This window comes from Methylorubrum sp. B1-46 (genome assembly GCF_021117295.1).
Taxonomy (GTDB): domain Bacteria; phylum Pseudomonadota; class Alphaproteobacteria; order Rhizobiales; family Beijerinckiaceae; genus Methylobacterium.
This window is the reverse complement of sequence record NZ_CP088247.1, coordinates 4632116-4648582: the sequence shown is the minus strand read 5'-3', so window position 1 is coordinate 4648582 and position 16467 is coordinate 4632116. Positions and strand designations below refer to the sequence as shown.

Below are 16467 nucleotides of genomic sequence, written 5' to 3'. Positions count from 1 at the left end.
GGCGGTCGCTCCGGCCATTCGGGGCCCCATGCCGTCTGAGGCCGACGATCCCGAGGGATCGGCCGAGGGGCTGGCGAGGGGGCTGGCGGAGGCGACCGGCAACGCCGCCTTCGTGCTGGCCCTGCGCGAGCGGGGCGTGCGCGACACCGCCGTGCTGCGGGCGATGGAGCGGGTGCCGCGGGAGCGCTTCGCCCCGCCGGCCCTGCGCGCCCATGCCCGGCGCGACATCGCCCTGCCGCTCGCCTGCGGTCAGACCATGACCGCGCCGAGCGTGGTCGCCGCCCTGCTCGGCGCCCTCGACGTCGCTCCCGGCGCCCGGGTGCTGGAAGTCGGCACAGGCACCGGCTACGTCACCGCCCTGCTGGTTCAGCTCGGCGCGGCCCATGTGCGGAGCCTGGAGCGCTACGAGGGGCTCGCCCGCGCCGCGCGGGCCCATCTCGGGCGCGACTTCGACGCGGCGAGTGTCGAGGCCGCCGACGGGCTCGCGCCGGAGGTGGTGCGCGGCGGGAGCTACGACCGCATCCTCCTCAACGGCAGCCTCGCCGCGCTGCCGCCGCACCTTCCCGCCGCGCTCAAATCCGGCGGGCGGCTGGTGGCGGGGTTCTGGAGCGGGCGGGGGAGCCGGCTCGTGACCCTGACCCGCGACGGCGCGGCGGCGTTCGCGCGGACGGAAGGACCGGCCCTGCGCCTTGGGCCCCTCACCTCGGGGCGGGTGCTCGCGCCGTAGCCCGGACCGCGTCGACGGGGTGGGCCGCGCGGGTCGAAGACGGGATCGGCAGCGTCGCGAGAATTCCTCAACCTTTACGGATCAGGCGCGAAATCGATCCGTGTGAGGATCTCGGGAACGGTTGCTTAACCTGAATCCCGTTTGAATAGCGCATCACGTTGCGTCAGTGTTCAAGCGGGTGCGTCGATGCGGGTTCGGGGGAAAGTTCTGGGCTTGAGGACGCTGTCGCGCTTCGCCCTTATCGGAATGATCGGCGGCGGCACCGCCGCCTGCTCGTCGGACGCCTCGCGCCTCGGCGATCCCTTCACCAACCCCTTCTCCTCGCTGACCGGCGAGCCCTCGGCCACCGGCAGCCTGCCGGAGGAGGGCGCGGATAGCGAGATGGCGGCCGCTCCGGCGATCCGCACGCCGCGCATCCAGTCCCAGGCGCTGCCCGCTCCCGGGCCGGCCCTGTCGCCGCGCCCCGGTGCGATCAGCGCCGCCCCGGCCAAGACCGCGACCCGCGTCGCGACGGCCGAGCCGATCTCGGGCGGAATGGCGAGCAGCGTGTCCGGCCTGAACCCGGATGCGAGCCGCGCGATGACGCCGCGCGCCTCCGCCCCGGCACCGCAGCCCAAGCTCCAGTTCGGCAAGCCCGCGGACAAGGCCACCGACAAGGCTGCGGAGAAGCGCGCCGCCGAGGCCGCTGCCGCAAAGGCGCTCGACGCCCGCCGCGAAGCCGAGCGGCAGGCCGCCGCCGCCAAGATCGCCGAGGCGAAGGCGGCGGAAGCCAAGGCTGCGGAGAAGGCAGCGCAGTCGAAGAAGCTCGCCGCCGACAAGGCCGCCGAGGCGAAGAAGGCTGCCGAGGCCGCCAAGCATCCGCGCCCGGGTCAGAAGGCGACCGAGAAGGTCGCCAAGATCGAGACGAAGGTCGATCCGAAGGACGCCGCCAAGGAAGCTGCGAAAGCCGAGGCTGCCCGCAAGGCCGAGGCCGAGGCCAAGCAGGCCAAGGCCGACGCCGCCAAGAAGCTCGCCGAGGCCCGCGCCGCGGAAGCGGCCGCCAAGGCCGCGGCCAAGGAGAGCAAGGAAGCGGCCAAGGAAGCGGCTAAGGCGCCTGCGAAGGAGACGGCGCCGGCCGCTCCGGTGAAGGTTGCGAGCGCCGACGCCTCGGCCCCGATCCCGTCGGCGGCCCCGCAGGCCCCAGCCGAGTCGTTCCGCTGGCCGGCCAAGGGCCGCATCATCAACGGCTACGGCTCGGGCGGCAACGAGGGCATCAACATCGCCGTGCCCGAGGGCACCCCGGTCAAGGCGGCCGAGGACGGCACGGTCGCCTATGCCGGCTCCGACGTGAAGGGTTACGGCAAGCTGGTTCTGGTGCGGCACAACAACGGCTACGTCTCGGCCTACGCCCATAACGGCGAGCTGGACGTGCGCCCCGGCGAGAAGGTGAAGCGCGGCCAGACGATCGCCAAGTCGGGCGCGACCGGCAACGTCACCTCGCCCCAGCTCCACTTCGAGCTGCGCAAGGGCGCGACCCCGGTCGATCCGATGCCTCATCTCGGCGGCTGATTTTTCCGACGCCTACAGTCAAAAGGCGGCTCCTTGCGGGGCCGCCATTTTCGTTCAGACCACCTCGTCTTCAGCCGCATCCCCTCTCTCCCTGTGTGGGGAGAGGGGATGCACGGCATTCCGAGCTACCCGTCGAGCCGCTGCCCGAGCCGCCCGGCGAGATCCTGGATGAACTGGAACGCCGTGCGCCCCGACCGCGAGCCGCGGGTGGTGGCCCATTCCAGCGCCTCGGCCCGCACCCGCTCCGGCGCCACGTCGAGGGCGTAGCGATCCACATAGGCGGAAATCATCGCCAGATATTCGTCCTGGCTGCATTTGTGGAAGCCGAGCCAGAGGCCGAAGCGGTCCGAGAGCGAGACCTTCTCCTCCACCGCCTCGCCCGGATTGATCGCCGTGGAGCGCTCGTTCTCGACCATCTCGCGGGCGAGCAGGTGGCGCCGGTTCGAGGTGGCGTAGAACAGCACGTTGCCGGGCCGCCCCTCGATGCCGCCGTCGAGCGCGGTCTTGAGCGACTTGTACGAGGTGTCGTCGGCATCGAACGAGAGGTCGTCGCAGAAGACGAGCCAGCGGTGCGGGTCGTTGCGCAGCAGGCTCATCAGCTCGGGCAGCGCCTCGATGTCCTCGCGGTGGATCTCCACGAGCTTCATCGGCAGGCTGCCCTCCGGCCGCCGGGCGTTGATCTCGGCATGCGCCGCCTTGACCAGCGAGGACTTGCCCATGCCGCGCGCGCCCCAGAGCAGGGCGTTGTTGGCTGGCAAGCCCCGGGCGAAGCGCTCGGTGTTCTCGACCAGGGTGTCGCGGGCGCGGTCGATGCCGGTGAGGATGCCGATCTCGACCCGGTTGACCCGCGGCACCGGGATCAGCCTGCGCTCCGGCCCCCACAGGAAGGCGTCGGCGGCACGCGTGTCCACCTTCGGGACGGCGGGGGGCGCAGCGCGCTCCAGGGCTGCGGCGATCCGCTCCAGGAGCGGGAGGAGGTCGGCGGGGGTCGGCTCTGGGGCCATGTTTGGACGGGTCCGGTTGCGGGGGGAGGGCGGTGGCCCTCGCTGAGGTGGCGCCTTGTAGGCGGATGCCGGAAAAAAGGGGAACCGCCGCACCGCGGGCCCGGATGCATCGCCCCGCCGTTGCTTTCGAATCGCCCCTCGCTATAGTCCGCGCGCTTTTCGGCAGGCTCGTCGTCGCAAGGCTCCGGCGTCGCCGGGCCTCACGAGCCCATGCCCTCGATCAGGAGTGTTCGGCGTTGATCACCCCCGCCTTCGCGCAAGGAACCGGTGCCGGAAGCGGCGCGGACGTCGCGTTGCAATTCGTCCCCTTCGTCCTGATCTTCGTGATCATGTACTTCCTGATCCTGCGCCCGCAGCAGCGCCGGCTCAAGGATCACCAGAACATGGTGAAGAACGTCCGCCGCGAGGACACCATCGTGACCACGGGCGGCCTCGTCGGCCGGGTCACCAAGGTCGCGGATGACGCCTCCGAGATCGAAGTCGAGATCGCCCCGAACGTGCGCGTGAAGGTGGTGCGCACGATGATCTCCGAGGTCCGCGTCAAGGGCGCCCCGGTCAAGGCCTCCTGAGCGCCACAGGCGTGTGCCGGCCGGCATAGCCGGCACCCATGACAGACAAGTCGGAACCGGGCGGATGCTGCGCTTCTCGAAAACCAAGATCGTCGCGACGCTCGCCGTCATCCTGATCGGCCTGAGTCTGGCGGTGCCCAGCTTCATCCCGGCCGACAGCCGCAAGGCCTTCATGGCCTCCCTGCCGTCGTGGTTCCCGAGCTGGATCATCCCGCAGCGGGCGATCGTGCTCGGCCTCGACCTCCAGGGCGGCTCGCAGATCCTGCTTGAGATCGACCAGCCCGACCTCGTCCGCTCGATGGTCACGGGCCTGCGCGACGACGTGCGCCGCATCCTGCGCGAGGCCTCCGTCTCGCCCGAGGGCGGCATCCGCGTGATCAACCGCGGCGTCGAGCTGCGCATCCCCGATGCGGCGGCCCGCGCCAAGGTGCTGCCAAAGCTGCGCGAGCTCGCCCAGCCGATCAACAATCCGCTGGCCGCCGGCGGTCAGACGCTCTCGGTCAACGAGGCCGAGAACGGCACGATCCAGCTCGTCCTGACGGATGCCGGCATCAACGACCGCACCCGTCGCGCGGTCAGCCAGGCGATCGAGGTCGTGCGCAAGCGCATCGATTTCGGCGGCACCAAGGAGCCGTCGATCCAGCAGCAGGGCGCCGACCGCATCCTTGTCCAGGTGCCGGGCCTGCAGAACCCGCAGGAGCTGGAGGACCAGCTCGGCAAGACCGCCAAGCTCGAATTCCGCATGCTGGCCGACTCGCCCTCGGGCGACGTCGACATGCTGCCCTCGAAGGACGAGGGCGGCGCCAAGGTGCCGGTCGAGCGCCGCGTCATGGCCGACGGCAGCGACCTCACCGACGCCCAGCCGGCCTTCGACCCGCAGACCCACGAGCCGATGGTGAGCTTCAAGTTCAACCTGCGCGGGGCGCAACGCTTCGGTCAGGCGACCTCGGAGAATGTCGGCCGCCGCATGGCGATCGTGCTCGATGGGGTGATCCAGTCGGCCCCCGTGATCCGCTCGGCGATCACCGGCGGCTCGGGCCAGATCACCGGCAACTTCACCGTCAAGGACGCCAACGACCTCTCGGTGCTGCTGCGGGCGGGCGCGCTGCCGGCCAAGCTCACCGTGGTCGAGCGCCGCGTCGTCGGCCCCGGTCTCGGCCGCGACTCGATCGAGGCCGGCAAGATGGCGACTTTGGTCGCCGCCGGACTCGTCATCGCTTTCATGTTCGCGACCTACGGCACCTTCGGCTTCATCGCCAACATCGCGCTCATCGTCCACGTCGGCCTGATCCTCGGCCTGATGTCGGTGCTGGAGGCGACGATGACGCTGCCCGGCATCGCCGGCATCGTGCTCACCATCGGCACGGCGGTGGATTCCAACGTGCTGATCTACGAGCGCATGCGCGAGGAGGCCCGATCCGGCCGCTCCCTGGTCTCAGCGCTCCAGGCGGGCTTCGACCGGGCGTTCGCCACCATCATCGACTCGAACTCGACCATGGCGATCGCCGCCCTGCTGCTGTTCTTCATGGGCTCCGGCCCGGTGAAGGGTTTTGCCGTGGTGTTCATCCTCGGCATCCTCACCACCGTCATCACCGCCGTGACGCTGACGCGCATGATGATCGCGGTGTGGTACAATTGGCTCCGGCCCAAGGCCCTGCCGTTCTGATCGAACCCCGCCCGGGGACCTGAGGCGGCCCGCACCGCGTGGGCCGCGATACCGCTTCGTAAGGCTCAAGGCGCCGCGCGCCGGCCTTCATGATCCGAGACCGACCATGCGCCTGCTTCGCCTCTGGCCCGACGAATCGCATTTCGACTTCATGCGGTTCCGGCGCGTCACCTTCCCGCTCTCGGCGGTGATGTCGGTCGTGACGCTCGTGCTGTTCATCACCGTCGGGCTCAATTACGGCATCGACTTCAAGGGCGGCACCCTGGTCGAGCTTCAGGCCAAGCCCGGCCATACGGCGGACGTCGCCGAGATCCGCCACACCGCCAACGGCTTCGGCTTCGGCGAGACCGAGGTTCAGGAACTCGGCGGCCAGGGGCAGGTGCTGGTGCGCTTTCCCCTTCAGGCCGGCGAGCAGGGCCAGACCGCGGTGATGCAGAAGGCGCACGCCGCCTTCGACGCCGGCTACGATTTCCGCCGCACCGAGACGGTCGGTCCGCGCGTCTCGGGCGAGCTGGTGCAGTCCGGCACGATCGGCGTCGTGCTCTCGGTGCTCGCCGTGCTGGTCTACCTGTGGTTCCGCTTCGAGCGGGAGCTGGCGCTGGGTGCCATCGTCGGCACCCTGCACGATATCGTGCTGACGGTGGGCGTGTTCATCATCACCCGCATCGAGTTCAACATGACCTCGATCGCGGCGATCCTCACCATCGTCGGCTACTCGCTCAACGAGACCGTGGTCGTGTTCGACCGGACCCGCGAACTGATGCGCCGCTACAAGACCATTCCCGTGGTGGAGTTGCTCAACCTCTCGATCAACTCCACCATGTCGCGCACGGTGATGACCTCGCTCTCCACCACCCTGTCGCTGGTGGCGCTGGTGCTGTTCGGCGGCGAGGCGATCAACGGCTTCGCCGTGGTGATGCTCTGCGGCGTGGTGATCTGCACCTATTCGGCGATCTTCGTCTCGACTCCGGCGCTGATCTATATCGGCCTGCGCCTGTCGGGCTCGAAGGCGTCGCAGCAGGCGGGCCTTCCGCAGGCGGCCGAGTAAGTGTCTGCCGCAAAACGCCCGCGGCACCGTCGCAGCCGGCGAAAAGCGGTCGGTGACCGGGCGTCCGACATCGTCCGATCCGGGATGAGGGGAGACGCGGCGTGAGCGAGGGACGGGTCCCGGGTCAGATCCACGACGGCTTCCTGCCCGGCCGCCACGGCATCGACGCTTACGGCAATGGCGGTTTCCGCTTCGGGCAGATGTCCCATCGCGGCTCGATCCTGCTGCTGCCCTCGGGCGTGCGCGCCTGGGACGTGAGCGAGCCCGGCGCCATCGACGGGCCGAGCCTCGCCCCCATCCTCGCCGAGGCCGACGGGATCGAGCTGCTGCTGATCGGCACGGGCGCCGACATCGTCTTCCTGCCCGATTCCCTGCGCCAGCGCCTCAAGGCCGCAGGCATCGGCCTCGACACCATGCAGACGGGAGCGGCGGCACGCACCTACAACATCCTGATGGCCGAGAACCGCAAGGTCGCGGCCGCGCTGATCGCCGTCACCTGACTGTCGAACGCCGCATGAGCCCCGCTCCATGACGCGCCCCGAGACCCGAACCGAGACGAACCCGGAGGCCGGCCATGACGGGCTCGCCTTCGCCTTCCGGCACTGCGAGGAGCTGGTGCGCGAGGGCGACCCGGATCGCTACTTCGCGGCCCTGTTCGCGCCCGCCGCCTTCCGCCCGCACCTATTCGCGCTGGCCGCCTTCAGCTTGACCATCGCCCGCATCCGCGAGGCCGCCACGAACCCGATGGCCGGCGAGATCCGCCTGCAATGGTGGCGCGACGCGCTCCAGGGCGAGGCGCGGGGCGACGTGCGGGCCAACCCGGTCGCGGCGGCGCTGGAGGACGCCATCGTCACCCGCCGCCTCGGGCGCCAGCCCTTTGTCGACCTGATCGATGCCCGCGTGTTCGACCTCTACGACGACCCGATGCCGCGGGTGAACGATCTGGAGGGCTATTGCGGCGAAACCGCCTCGGCGCTGATCCGCCTTTCGGGCCTCGTGCTCGCGGAAGGGGCCGAACCCGGCGGCGCGGCGGCGGCCGGGCATGCCGGCGTCGCCTACGGCATCACCGGCCTTCTGCGCTCGCTGCCGTGGCACGCGCGCCAGGGGCAGGTTTACCTGCCCGGCGACCTGCTGCGCCAGAACGGCGTCACCCGCGAGGACATCGTCTCGGGCCGCGGCGGACCGGGACTGGTGCGCACCTGCGCCGAATTGCGGGCGCTGGCGCGGCGCCATCTCGCCGCCTACGAGGCGGCCCGTGCCACCATTGCCCCGGCCGCCCGGCCCGCCTTCCTGCCGACGGCGCTGGTCGAACCGTATCTCGCGGCGATGGAGCGTCCCGGCTACGACCCGCTCAACAGCGTGATCGAGATCGCCCGCTGGCGCCGCCTGTGGCGGCTGTGGCGGGCGGCGCGCACGGGGCGCTAAAAAGACGGCGCGACCGCTGAAGGCCACCGGAATCTGCGATCGCGCATAATAGCGAATTGCTATTTCATAGCATTCTGCTATGCACGATGCATGGCTGAGGTCGTCTACAGCAAAGCTGCCGTGCAGGCTTTGATCCGGCTCCCAGCCGACGTCTCCCGGAAGATCCGCCTCAAGATCGAACAATACGCAGCCGACCCTGCGTCACTTGCCAACAACGTGAAGGCTCTCCGGGGCGAGCCCGGCATCCTACGCCTGCGGGTTGGAGATTGGCGTGTTCTCTTCACCGAGGAAGGCGTCGTGATTGCCGTCATCAGGATCGCACCACGGGGCGACGCGTACGACTGAGTGGCGAAGGATACGACAACCATGAACACGCGGATCATCACCACCCCCGGCGGCGAGCGTCTTGTGCTTATGCCGGAATCGGATTTCGAAGCGTTGGTGGCAGCGGCCGAAGACAACGCCGACCGTACCGCCGTCGCGGAGTTCCGGCGTAAGATCGCTGCGGGCGAGGAGGAACTGGTTCCAGCTTCCGTCGTGGAGCGTCTTCTGTCCGGCGAAAACCGTGTCCGTGTCTGGCGTGAACACCGCGGCCTGAGCGGGGCCGCGCTCGCGAAGCAAGCCGGTCTCGCGCAGGCTTACCTGTCGCAGATCGAGACGGGCGCGCGGGAAGGCACCATCGAAACGTATGGCAAGCTTGCAGGGGCTCTCAGGGTTTCCCTGAACGATCTCGCGGGCTGATCCCCCGTAGTCTCGGCGGCCGACGTCGCCGGCCACCGAGCAGCGCCTCAGCGCGCCTTCTTCGTCAGCTTCTGCGCGATCTCGAACATCTCCTCCGGCGCGTAGTCCGGCGCGAAGGCCGAGGGGATACCGGTGAGCTGGTGGATCTTGCCGCCGTCGGGCATGCCCTCGACGACCTCCAGTTCACCCGGCGGATCGCCGGGCAGGGCGTGCTCGCCGCTGTTCCAGATCCCGGCGATGTCGCGGTAATCGTTCGGGCTCCAGGTGTAGAGGCGGCGGTGCGAGCCCTCCTGCAGATACTTCTGGCACTCGGGGATCTTGTCGAGGTTGATGTTCGGCGTCGGCAGGAACTTGTCGAGATCGACGCCGGTGATCTGCTTGAGCGCCAGCGCGTAGGCGTGGGCATGGACCGAGCCGCGCACCAGCAGGTAGCCGCAGACCTCGCGGCCGGTCGGGTCCGACAACGTCTCGTAGACCCGAAGCTTGTGCAGCCGGGCGCCGCATTCGAGGTGGAAGTTGTGCAGGAGATCGACGACGACGTTGCCCGTCGAGGTGATGAAGTCGTTGTTCCACGAGGCGCCGTTGCTGTTGATCGGCGCCGCACCGCCGCCGTTCGAGAGGAAGGCCGCGGCCAGCCGAATGTCCTTCATGTCCTCGAAGGGCGCACCCGAGATATCGCCGCCATCCGTCGTATCGCCGTCGTTGTCGGGCCCGTTGTTGAGCATGGCCACGCCGTTGCTCACGAGCTCGACATGGCCGAGTTCCTCCGCCGTGATGCTGGCCACCAGGCTGTAGAAGGGCTTGAGCTTGTCCTTGCTACGGAAATTGAAGCTCTGGAACATGTAGTTCCCGAGCGTGGACATCTCGCCGTACTTGCCACCGAGCAGCTCCTGCAGCGCGGCGGCCGCGTTCGGATCCCTGCGTTTGGGGGCGGGAAGCTCGGCCTGTAGCTTGTCGACGCGCATGAACATGGGAGGATATTCCTCTCGCTGCGTTCGGAGTAGCCCGGAGGCGTCCAGCGGGAACCGGCGGTGCCCGGCCCTGTTCCTCGCCCGTCCCAAACAATTGCTCACACCCGCGTGATGCCGCCCACCGGCTGGTCTTCCGCGCGCTTCATCGCCCGCGGTGCCAAAAAACGTCACCCGGCAAACATCGCTCGGGACACGGATTGAATACATCATGACGCGCGTTGAGCGGGCTTGGCAGCTCTGCTAGCACCCTACTCCAGAAGGTCCCGGCGCAAGATCGGGGCATGGGAGGAGGGCCAAGCCCGTGACACCCTGGAATCAGGTCTACGATCCATTCGGTAATCAGTGGCTCTCGACTTTCGTCGCGTCGCTGCCGGTCATCGCTCTGCTCGGCATGATCGCCAGCGGCAAGATCAAGGTGCACATCGCCGCCGTTCTTGCCCTTGTCGTTGCCTTCCTCGTCGCCGTGGTCGCCTTCGGCATGCCGACGGACCTCGCCGTGCGCGCCACGATCCTCGGCATGGTCACGGGCATGTTCCCGATCGGCTGGATCATCCTCAACGTGATCTTTCTCTACCGCCTGACGGTGGAGAAGGGCTGGTTCGCCATCCTCCAGCAATCGGTGGCCGGCATCACCGAGGACCGGCGCATCCAGCTCCTTCTGGTGGCCTTCGCCTTCGGCGCCTTCTTCGAGGGCGCGGGCGGCTTCGGCACCCCGGTCGCCGTCACCGGCGCCATCCTGATCGGTCTCGGCTTCTCGCCTCTGGCCGCCTCGGGCCTGTCGCTGATCGCCAACACCGCCCCCGTGGCCTACGGCGCGCTCGGCGCTCCGGTGCAGGGCCTGGCCTCGGTGACGGGCTACGACCCCTACGTGCTCGGCGCGATGATCGGCCGCCAGCTGCCGTTCTTCTCGGTGATCGTGCCGTTCTGGCTGATCTGGGTGTTCGCAGGCTTCCGCGGCATGATGGCGATCTGGCCGCCGATCGCGGTCTGCGGCATCTCGTTTGCCGCGGCGCAGTTCCTGATCTCGAACTACATCAACCCCTGGATCGTCGATATCGGCGCTTCGCTGGTCTCGATGGCGGCGCTGGTCGCCTTCCTCAAGGTCTGGCGTCCGGCCCAGGTCTGGACCTCTCCGGCCCTGCGCGGCCACGACCCGTCGATCGGCTACGGCGAGCCCCGGCCCGCCTCGCTCGGCGCGGGCGTGCCCAGCGACCTGCCGAAGGTCCAGCTCGGCGGCCGCACCGCCTCCTCGCAGGAGATCCTCATGGCCTGGGTGCCGTGGATCATCCTCTCGATCATCGTCGCGATCTGGGGCACCGGCTGGTTCAAGGGCATCGTCAACCCGATCTTCTCGTGGAAATACGAGGTGCCGGGCCTGCACAACATGATCATGAAGGTGCCGCCGGTGGAGGCCGCGCCGAAGGCCGAGGCCGCGATCTTCAACTTCACCTACATGTCCTACACCGGCACGGGCGTGCTGTTCGCCGCGATCATCTCCGGCCTGATCATGCGCTTCTCGCCGGTGCGTCTCGTCACCGCTTATTTCGAGACGATCTGGGTCTTGCGCTACTCGCTCATCACCATCGCGGCGATGCTCGCGCTCGGCGTGCTCACCCGCTACGCCGGCGTCGACGCCACGCTGGGTCTGGCCTTCGCCGGCACGGGCATCCTCTACCCGTTCTTCGGCACCCTTCTCGGCTGGCTCGGCGTCGCGCTGACGGGCTCGGACACCGCCTCCAACGTGCTGTTCGGCGGCCTGCAGCGGATCACCTCCGAGCAGCTCGGCCTGTCGGGCATCCTGATGGCCTCGGCGAACTCGTCCGGCGGCGTGATGGGCAAGATGATCGACGCCCAGTCGATCGTCGTGGCCTCGACGGCGACGGGCTATTTCGGCCAGGAGAGCAAGATCCTGCGCTTCGTGTTCTGGCACTCGATCGTGCTGGCCTGCCTCGTCGGCGGCCTCGTGATGCTCCAGGCCTACGTCTACCCGTTCACCGAGATGGTGATCCACCCACCGGCCGGCCTCGCGCCCGCCGCGCACTGACGCTCAGGTCGACGACCGCATGACGAAGCCCGCCCCGAGCGCTCGGGGCGGGCTTTTCGATTCCGACCGGTCCCGCCGGGGTCAGCGCGGCCCGGGCGCGTCGGGGTTCGCGGCCGGTGCGGAGGCCGCGGCCGGCCGCGCGAGCCGTCCCTCCTCGGCCCGGTGCACGTATTGGCTCGCCACCAGCCAGCCCTTGAAGAAGCGCAAGGGGAGGGTGCAGGTGATCAGCACCACCGGCAGCGTCAGGACGAAGTGGAGCCACATCGGCGGGTCGTAGGTCAGCTCCAGCCACAGGCCGAAGGCGACCGCCGGGATCGCCGTCGTCATCATCACGAAGAAGGCCGGACCGTCGGCGGGATCGGCGAAGGAGAAGTCGAGCCCGCACACGTCGCAACGCGGGGCGATGTTCAGGAATCCCTTGAACAGGTGGCCCCGGCCGCAGCGCGGGCAGGCGCTGCGCGCCGCCACGGCCAGCGGCGCCTGGGGCTCGTACCGGGTCTCGTCACGGGTCTCGGTCATCATGGTCTCCTGGCGGGGCAACCGGCGCCCCCCGCGATGGTTCGCGCAGCCGGCCCGCACACCACCCATGCGGGAGTAGCAGGATTTTTTCGAGCCGAGATTTTTCTCAGACAGGCGGGATTAACCGGCTGCGTCCACACGTTGAGACTGTCACCCGCGCCACCACAGTCCCCAGCCATGTTCCTCCGCCGCGGCCGCCCTGACAGCCTGATCGACCTGCCCGGCCTCGACACCGCGCGCCTGGCGATCGCGCCGCTCGGGCCGGAGCATGCGCCGGCGCTGCACCGGCTCACCGACGATCCGGCGATCACCGGCGCGGTCGACTTCCTCCCCACGCCCTTCACCCTGGCGGATGCCGAGGCGCTGATCGCGTCGGGCCGGCACGGGCGCGACCGCTTCCTGGGGGCCTGGAGCCGCGAGGAGGCCGCCCCGCTCATCGGGGTCGTGGGCGCGCATCTGCGGGGGGAGGGAGCGGTCGAGATCGGATACTGGATCGCGGGCGGCGCCCGCGGGCGCGGCTTCGGAACCGAGGCCGTCCTGGCGACCCTCGATTGCCTGCGCCGCTGCTTCCCGCACCGGGTCGTCGTGGCCGAGTGCCGCCCCGGCAATGTCGCCTCCTGGGGCCTGCTGCACAAAGTCGGTTTCCGCGAGACCGGGGCGGACGGGCACCGGCCGGGCCGTCGCCAACTTATCCTCGAAAGCGCGTGACGGCCGACGCTTCGCCCATCGCCGGTGTCCAAAGGACAGGTCCCTTCGGGTGTCCGGGGCGGGGCCGGGACAGAGCCCTGATCGAGCGGAGGCGCGACAGTCGGCCGCCTCGGCCTTATCTCCTGGCACAGGGCGCCTCGCATTGGACCAAAGATCGGGAAGCGGGCGCGCCCGAAATGCCCTATGAGAATCGGGATGGGACCGCAGGCCGGCCCCGCCGGAAGGCACGACCCGCGATGACGGCCACCGCAGCATCGGATTCCGCATCGGATCGCGACCGGGAGATCGGGGGCATGCCCGTCCTTGCGGGGGAGGGCGCCCTACGCCTCCTCCTCGTCGATGACCATCCGCTCTTCCGCGAGGCGCTGGCGAGCGCCATCGCGCTGGCCTTTCCGAAAGCGGCCTTGCACGAGGCCGACGGCATCCGTGCGGCCTGCGAGATCTTAGGCCAGAACCCCGCCATCGACCTCACTCTGCTCGATCTCTCGATGCAGGGCGTGACCGGGTTCGAGGGCCTCACGACGATCCGCGCGCGCTTTCCCCGCGTGCCGATCCTGATCGTCTCGGGCGTCACCGAACCGCGGGTCATGCAGGAGGCCCTGCGCCACGGCGCGGCAGGCTTCGTGCCGAAGGCCGTCGACAAGGCGACCCTGACGCGGGCGATCTCCGAGGTGCTCGGCGGCGCCCTGTTCATGCCGCCCGACCTTGCCGCCGCGCCGCCCCCGGCACGGGGGAGCGACAAGGCGCCGATCGCCGAGCGGGTCGCCCGCCTGACCCCGCAGCAGATGCGGGTGCTCGGCATGATCCGCCAGGGCAAGCTCAACAAGCAGATCGCCTACGAGCTGCAGGTCGGCGATTCGACCGTGAAGGCGCATGTCTCCGAGATCCTGCGCAAGCTCGAAGTCATCAGCCGGACGCAGATCGTGATCGAGACCGCCTATCTCGACTTCGATCAGACGGCCGGCTTCTGACGCGCCCCCTCAGGCGAAGCGCTTGGCGCCGACGACGCAGAGCACTACCCCGGCGGCGACCGCGACCATCGTGCCCTCGACCGGCTCGCCCAACAGGAGGCCGGCCAGTGCGAGGCCGAGGAAGGGCTGGAGCAATTGCAATTGCCCGACGCCGGCGATGCCGCCGAGCGCCAGCCCGCGATACCAGAACACGAAGCCGACCAGCATGCTGAAGACCGAGACGTAGCCGAGCCCGATCCAGGCCCGCAGCCCGATCCCGGCCCAGATCTCAGGCCAAGTCTCGGGCCAGGTCGCGAGGGCCAGCCCCGCCATGGCGGGGACGGCGAGCAGGAGCGCCCAGGAGATCACCTGCCAGCCGCCGAGCCGGCGCGAGAGCCGGGCTCCCTCGGCATAGCCGAGGCCGCACAACCCGATCGCGCCGAGCATCAGCCCGTCGCCGGTGAGGTCGCCGCCATCGCCATGCGCCAGGGCGAAGCCCACGACCAACAGGCTGCCCGCGCCCGAGAACAGCCAGAAGGCGGGCTTCGGACGGTCGTCGGCGCGCAGCAGGCCGAACAGGGCGGTGGCCAGCGGCAGCAGGCCGATGAAGACGATGGAGCGGGCCGACGTAATGTGCCGCAGCGCCAGGGCCGTCAGCAGGGGAAATCCGACCACCACGCCGAGCGCCACCACCGCGAGCGGCCCGAGATCGCCCCGCGCCGGCCGCCGCTGCCGCAGCAGGGCGAGCAGCGCGGCGCCGAGTCCGGCGGCGATCACCGCCCGCGAGGCGGTGAGGAAGAGCGGCGTGAAGCCGCTCACCGCCGCCCGCGTCGCCGGCAGCGACCCGCTGAAGATGATCACGCCGAGAAGGCCGTGGCCCCACCCCTCCCATCGCTTGCTGCTTGGATTGTTCGTGTGATGTTCGGGCATCGTTCGTCTCGAAGGCGATGCGAGGCTAGATGACGAACCCTGGCAGTGACAGATACAGTCCCGTACGGCTTGATCCAAACTGTATGGCTCTTTGCACCGATATGCCTGAACAATCGCACCATGACGGATGAGATCGGAGGCCGTACGGCGGCAGTGATGGCGGCGATCCGCGACAAGCTCGCCACCCAGGCGCTGGCTCCGGGCGAAAAGCTGCCCTCGATCCGCCGGTTCGCGGCGACCATGGGCGTCTCGCCCTCGACCGTGGTCGAGGCCTATGACCGGCTGGCGGCGGAGGGGCTGATCCGGGCCCGGCCGGGTTCGGGTTTTTTCGTCTCGGGCGCGGTCTCGCCGCTGGCGCTGAGCGAGACGGAGCCGCGGCGTGACCGGGCGATCGATCCGCTCTGGGTCTCGCGCCAATCGCTCGATGCCGGGCCGGACATGCTCAAGCCGGGCTGCGGCTGGCTCCCGGCGGAATGGATGCCGAATGCAGCGATCCGCCGGGCCGTGCGCGGTCTCGCGCAGCAGGCCGGGGAAGGGGTGCTGACCGATTACGGCGCCGCCCGCGGTGCGCTCACCCTGCGCCGTCACCTCGTGCGCCGGCTCGCGGGGGAGGGGATCGACCTGGGCGCGGACCAAGTGCTGCTCACGGCCTCGGGCACGCAGGCCATCGACCTGATCGGCCGCTTCCTGCTGCGGCCCGGCGACACCGTGATCGTGGACGATCCCTGCTACTTCAACTTCCAGGCCTTGCTGCGCGTGCACGCGGTGCGGATCGTCGGCGTGCCCTACACGCCGACGGGGCCCGACCTCACGGCCTTCGCCGCGGCGCTGGCCGAGCATCGCCCGCGCCTCTACGTCACCAATTCCGCGCTCCACAACCCGACCGGCGCGACGCTCACGCCGCAAACCGCCCACCGGCTGCTGACGCTCGCGGCGGCGCACGACCTCACCATCGTCGAGGACGACATCTTCGCCGACCTCGAGCCCGAGCCCTCGCCCCGGCTCGCCGCGCTCGACGGCCTCGCCCGTGTGATCCGCGTCGGTAGCTTTTCCAAGACGCTCTCGGCCTCGATCCGCTGCGGCTACGTCGCGGCGCGTCCCGACTGGATCGAGGCGCTGGTCGATCTCCAGGTGGCGACGAGCTTCGGCGGCCCGAGCCCGGTCGCCGCGGAGGTGATCGCCGGCACGCTCACGGATGGCAGCTACCGCAAGCATCTGGAGGCCCTGCGCCGCCGGCTGTCGCGGACGCGCCGGGAGGCTGCCGCCCGGCTGGAGCCGCTCGGCATCGCGCCCTGGATCGTGCCGCGGGGCGGCTTCACCCTGTGGTGCCGCCTGCCCGAGGGGCAGGACGCGGGCGCGCTCGCCCGCGCCGGCTTGGCCGAGGGTCTGGTGCTGGCGCCGGGCAACGTGTTCAGCGTCGCGCAGACGGCGGGCGGCTTCATGCGCTTCAACGTGGCGCAGATGACCGATCCGCGGGTCTACGAGGGGCTGGCACGGGCGATGGCGAAGGCAAGGGCTGATAAGGCAAGGGCTGATCCGGTTTCCGGCTGATCGGCTCGGCCCAGCCCCCCGCCACCGTCACTCCGGGTCGCTGACAAGCGAAACTGGGATGACGGA

General features: G+C 69.7%; 17 protein-coding genes. 13 read left to right on the top strand and 4 right to left on the bottom strand.

Annotation, left to right across the window (positions count from 1 at the left end):
• The first annotated feature begins 28 nt into the window (after window positions 1–28).
• A complete protein-coding gene (locus LPC10_RS21610) occupies window positions 29–727 on the top strand; it encodes a protein-L-isoaspartate O-methyltransferase (protein ID WP_231344302.1) in 699 nt (232 codons plus the stop codon).
• 186 nt (window positions 728–913) lie between these two features.
• On the top strand, window positions 914–2275 hold the full coding sequence (locus LPC10_RS21605) for a murein hydrolase activator EnvC (protein ID WP_231344301.1): 1362 nt from the start codon (window positions 914–916) through the stop codon (window positions 2273–2275).
• A 125-nt stretch (window positions 2276–2400) separates the two neighbouring features.
• Here the strand turns inward: LPC10_RS21605 and LPC10_RS21600 are convergent, their stop codons facing one another.
• On the bottom strand, window positions 2401–3279 hold the full coding sequence (locus tag LPC10_RS21600) for an ATP-binding protein (protein WP_231344300.1): 879 nt from the start codon (window positions 3277–3279) through the stop codon (window positions 2401–2403).
• A gap of 236 nt (window positions 3280–3515) precedes the next feature.
• Here LPC10_RS21600 and yajC point away from each other — a divergent pair, with 236 nt between their 5' ends.
• The 7 genes from yajC (at window position 3516) to LPC10_RS21565 (ending at window position 8728) form a co-directional block, all read left to right on the top strand.
• Complete coding sequence (gene yajC, locus LPC10_RS21595) at window positions 3516–3848, top strand: preprotein translocase subunit YajC (protein WP_108941932.1); 333 nt, start codon at window positions 3516–3518, stop codon at window positions 3846–3848.
• A 64-nt stretch (window positions 3849–3912) separates the two neighbouring features.
• On the top strand, window positions 3913–5514 hold the full coding sequence (gene secD / locus LPC10_RS21590) for a protein translocase subunit SecD (RefSeq protein WP_108941931.1): 1602 nt from the start codon (window positions 3913–3915) through the stop codon (window positions 5512–5514).
• A gap of 106 nt (window positions 5515–5620) precedes the next feature.
• Entirely contained in the window at window positions 5621–6562 is a 942-nt protein-coding gene (gene secF, locus LPC10_RS21585) for a protein translocase subunit SecF (RefSeq protein ID WP_108941930.1), read from the top strand.
• A 101-nt stretch (window positions 6563–6663) separates the two neighbouring features.
• Window positions 6664–7062: an Mth938-like domain-containing protein gene (locus tag LPC10_RS21580; RefSeq protein ID WP_231344299.1), complete on the top strand. Its 399-nt coding sequence runs from the start codon at window positions 6664–6666 to the stop codon at window positions 7060–7062.
• A gap of 28 nt (window positions 7063–7090) precedes the next feature.
• Entirely contained in the window at window positions 7091–7987 is an 897-nt protein-coding gene (locus LPC10_RS21575; RefSeq protein ID WP_231344298.1) for a phytoene/squalene synthase family protein, read from the top strand.
• Window positions 7988–8077: 90 nt separating this feature from the next.
• Window positions 8078–8332, top strand: a complete 255-nt coding sequence (locus LPC10_RS21570) for a type II toxin-antitoxin system RelE/ParE family toxin (protein ID WP_231344297.1) — start codon at window positions 8078–8080, stop codon at window positions 8330–8332.
• Window positions 8333–8353: 21 nt separating this feature from the next.
• A complete protein-coding gene (locus LPC10_RS21565) occupies window positions 8354–8728 on the top strand; it encodes a helix-turn-helix domain-containing protein (RefSeq protein WP_231344296.1) in 375 nt (124 codons plus the stop codon).
• Window positions 8729–8775: 47 nt separating this feature from the next.
• On the opposite strand, the gene LPC10_RS21560 is transcribed toward LPC10_RS21565, so the two are convergent.
• Complete coding sequence (locus LPC10_RS21560) at window positions 8776–9699, bottom strand: manganese catalase family protein (RefSeq protein WP_133089695.1); 924 nt, start codon at window positions 9697–9699, stop codon at window positions 8776–8778.
• 301 nt (window positions 9700–10000) lie between these two features.
• Here LPC10_RS21560 and LPC10_RS21555 point away from each other — a divergent pair, with 301 nt between their 5' ends.
• Window positions 10001–11743 (top strand): L-lactate permease, encoded by a 1743-nt coding sequence (locus tag LPC10_RS21555; RefSeq protein WP_231344295.1) that lies wholly within the window; start codon window positions 10001–10003, stop codon window positions 11741–11743.
• Between the two features lie 81 nt (window positions 11744–11824).
• On the opposite strand, the gene LPC10_RS21550 is transcribed toward LPC10_RS21555, so the two are convergent.
• Window positions 11825–12262 (bottom strand): DUF983 domain-containing protein, encoded by a 438-nt coding sequence (locus tag LPC10_RS21550; RefSeq protein WP_231344294.1) that lies wholly within the window; start codon window positions 12260–12262, stop codon window positions 11825–11827.
• A 177-nt stretch (window positions 12263–12439) separates the two neighbouring features.
• Here LPC10_RS21550 and LPC10_RS21545 point away from each other — a divergent pair, with 177 nt between their 5' ends.
• A complete protein-coding gene (locus tag LPC10_RS21545; RefSeq protein WP_231344293.1) occupies window positions 12440–12970 on the top strand; it encodes a GNAT family N-acetyltransferase in 531 nt (176 codons plus the stop codon).
• A 293-nt stretch (window positions 12971–13263) separates the two neighbouring features.
• Window positions 13264–13941 (top strand): response regulator transcription factor, encoded by a 678-nt coding sequence (locus LPC10_RS21540; RefSeq protein WP_231344292.1) that lies wholly within the window; start codon window positions 13264–13266, stop codon window positions 13939–13941.
• A gap of 9 nt (window positions 13942–13950) precedes the next feature.
• Here the strand turns inward: LPC10_RS21540 and LPC10_RS21535 are convergent, their stop codons facing one another.
• Complete coding sequence (locus LPC10_RS21535; protein ID WP_231344291.1) at window positions 13951–14850, bottom strand: DMT family transporter; 900 nt, start codon at window positions 14848–14850, stop codon at window positions 13951–13953.
• Between the two features lie 120 nt (window positions 14851–14970).
• Between LPC10_RS21535 and LPC10_RS21530 the strand changes: the two genes are divergently transcribed.
• Window positions 14971–16401, top strand: coding sequence for a PLP-dependent aminotransferase family protein (locus tag LPC10_RS21530; RefSeq protein ID WP_231344290.1), 1431 nt, complete (start codon window positions 14971–14973; stop codon window positions 16399–16401).
• Window positions 16402–16467: the final 66 nt, after the last annotated feature.